The following is a 2,599-nucleotide window of genomic DNA, read 5'->3' as shown; positions in this document are numbered from 1 at the left end:
TTTAATTTTAATAAAGATGTATGGGCATTTAACTTGATAGGTAAAAAGTATGAAAAATCTCCCCTTATTTACCCTAATGATGGGTGTATTGGTTGGTTCATCTGTATTTGCCAATGATACGATTTATCAAGGCAAACAGGACGACCGCCGTATCCAAGAATCGGTAATCCAAAAACAGCTTGACACCATAACGCCAACCAAGCTACCTAGCCCCATCGTACCCACAATCGCCCCAAGCGAAGGGGAGAGTATCTCTATGACGGCAGAAGAGCTGGGCAATCACCCTGATTTGGTGATACGAGCGATTGCGATGGCAGTGTTACAAAATAATTTTGATAATGTTGAGTTTTTATTGCCCTATTATGAAAAAGTACCAAAAAACCTCCAAGAAACTTTATTGTTAGAATGGGCAAGGGGTATGATTGCTGAAAAACAAGGCGATGCCAAAAGAGCTGTACGTCATTATCGCATTGCTTTGTCTGAAAATGGTGAAGCAGGATTATTAAGATTGCGTTTGGCGATTGCATTGTTTGCCAACAAAGAATACATAGCGTCCGAAGATCAGTTTACCAAACTGTTGAGTGAAAAAGACATACCAGACCCACTTATCCAAGTTATCCAAGAGTATCTGACCGCCATCAAACGCCAAAATCGCCTTTCTATCGGTGGCGGTGCCAATTATTTATCAGATAAAAACATCAATAACGCCCCCAAAAATAGCGATTTGGGCGGTGGTTGGACAGCACCAAAGCCACAGTCCGCTCATGGTATTGGTTATAATTTTGACATGGATAAAAAATGGCGATTGTCTGATGGGTTTTTTGGGCAATCTCGCCTAAATACCTATGGCAAATTTTATACCGATAACAAATCCTATAATGAACTAAGTGTACGAGTGTCTGCTGGTATGGGGCATGAAGACGCTCGCCATACGTTTGCCCTGCTACCATTTGTGGAAAAAACTTATTATGCAGGGGATTCTGCCGATGATGAGTTGAAATACTTTTCCCAAGCCAAAGGTGTTACGGCAGAATGGAGTTATTGGATTACCCCAAAATGGCAATCTAGTCTATATGGTGAAGTTGCCGAACAAGATTATACTACTCGCATTCATCTAAATGGTCTATCTAGAAGCGGGGGTGGTAATTTGTTGTATCTGTCTAATGCTCAACGTTATTATTTTGCAGGGCTCAATTTCAACCGCACCGACACCCAAGATGGTGATGACTCTTTTATCAGACGTGGTTTGCGGATTGGTGTAGGGCAGGAGCTAGGATATGGGTTTAGTACGCGACTAAGTGCAGGCGTTGCCGAAAAAAATTACCGTTCGGCAGGTTTTTTTGGTAAAATTCAGCATAATGATGAGTACGAAGCGAGCGTTTCGCTTTGGAATAAAAAAATTCATTATGCGGGTATTACGCCACGTGTTACTTGGCAATATCAAAAAGTGGATAGTAATCTACCCCTGTATGAATATGACAAAAACAAAGTCTTTATAGAAATGAGTAAACAATTTTGAAAAATAATCATACCTGTTGTGGCGGTGGTTGTCATACACACCATGATAATAATGCTCCACAAATCGATGTAACAAAAATGCCTGATTTGACTGCCACCCACAAACAAACCAGTAAGGCAGACAAAGCTCCTTGGCAATGGCAATTTTTAAAACCCAAATATTGGGGTATTTGGGTATTTTTGGTGATTTTTTTGCCACTGATTTTTTTGCCATTACGCATTCAGTTTATTATAGGCAAAAAAATTGGACAATTGGCTTTTTTACTCATCAAAAGACGAGTCAAAGACACATTAACCAATTTAACACTTGCTTTTCCCAACAAATCCGAAGCAGAAAAACTGCAAATTGTTAAACAGATTTTTATCAATCAAGGTATCGGTGTTTTTGAAACGCTTAACGCTTGGTTTCGTCCCAATGTTTTTAAACGTACATTTAGCATTAGCGGTTTACAACATTTAATTACTGCCCAAAAAGAAAATAAAGCAGTGATATTGTTGGGTGGGCATTTTACGACATTGGATTTGGGTGGTCGGCTATGTACGCAGTTTTTTCCTGCTGATTGTATGTATCGCAAACAAAATAACCCATTACTTGAATGGTTTATTTATAATGGTCGCCGTCACATTTTTGATGAACAAATCAACAGTCGTGATATGAAAAAATTAATTCAAAGAATTAAAGATGGCAAGGTTATTTGGTATAGTCCTGACCAAGATTTTGGTTTGGAACATGGTGTGATGGCAACTTTTTTTGGTGTGCCTTCTGCAACCATCACTGCCCAAAGACGATTTGCCAGTATGAATAAAAAAAATCCGCCTGTATTTATCGTGTTTGATATGATACGCCAAACACCCGATTTTATTGCCAAAGGTAGATTGCCACATTATCATATCAGTCTATCTGCTGTGCTTGATAACTATCCTAGCGATGATGAAGTGGCGGACGCACAGCATATCAATGATTTGATGGAACAAAGCATCAAAAAAGACATCAGTCAATGGATGTGGTTTCATCGGAGATTTAAAACACAGCCAGACGGTCGTGATTTTTATGCGTAATGATGTTCTTTGATATATAGTT

The 2,599-nt window shown here is 39.2% G+C and carries 2 protein-coding genes; both read left to right on the top strand.

What is annotated here, in order from left to right; translation table 11 throughout:
• Positions 1-49 precede the first annotated feature (49 nt).
• Positions 50-1,519 carry a surface lipoprotein assembly modifier gene (locus MOB01S_RS11925; protein ID WP_066805817.1) on the top strand — a complete coding sequence of 490 codons (1,470 nt, stop codon included), beginning with the start codon at positions 50-52 and terminating at the stop codon, positions 1,517-1,519.
• Between the two features lie 77 nt (positions 1,520-1,596).
• Positions 1,597-2,577 carry an LpxL/LpxP family acyltransferase gene (locus tag MOB01S_RS11920; protein WP_066805814.1) on the top strand — a complete coding sequence of 327 codons (981 nt, stop codon included), beginning with the start codon at positions 1,597-1,599 and terminating at the stop codon, positions 2,575-2,577.
• Positions 2,578-2,599: the final 22 nt, after the last annotated feature.

Source organism: Moraxella oblonga NBRC 102422 (assembly GCF_001598275.1).
Classification (GTDB): domain Bacteria; phylum Pseudomonadota; class Gammaproteobacteria; order Pseudomonadales; family Moraxellaceae; genus Moraxella; species Moraxella oblonga.
This window is presented reverse-complemented; position numbering and strand designations above follow the sequence as displayed.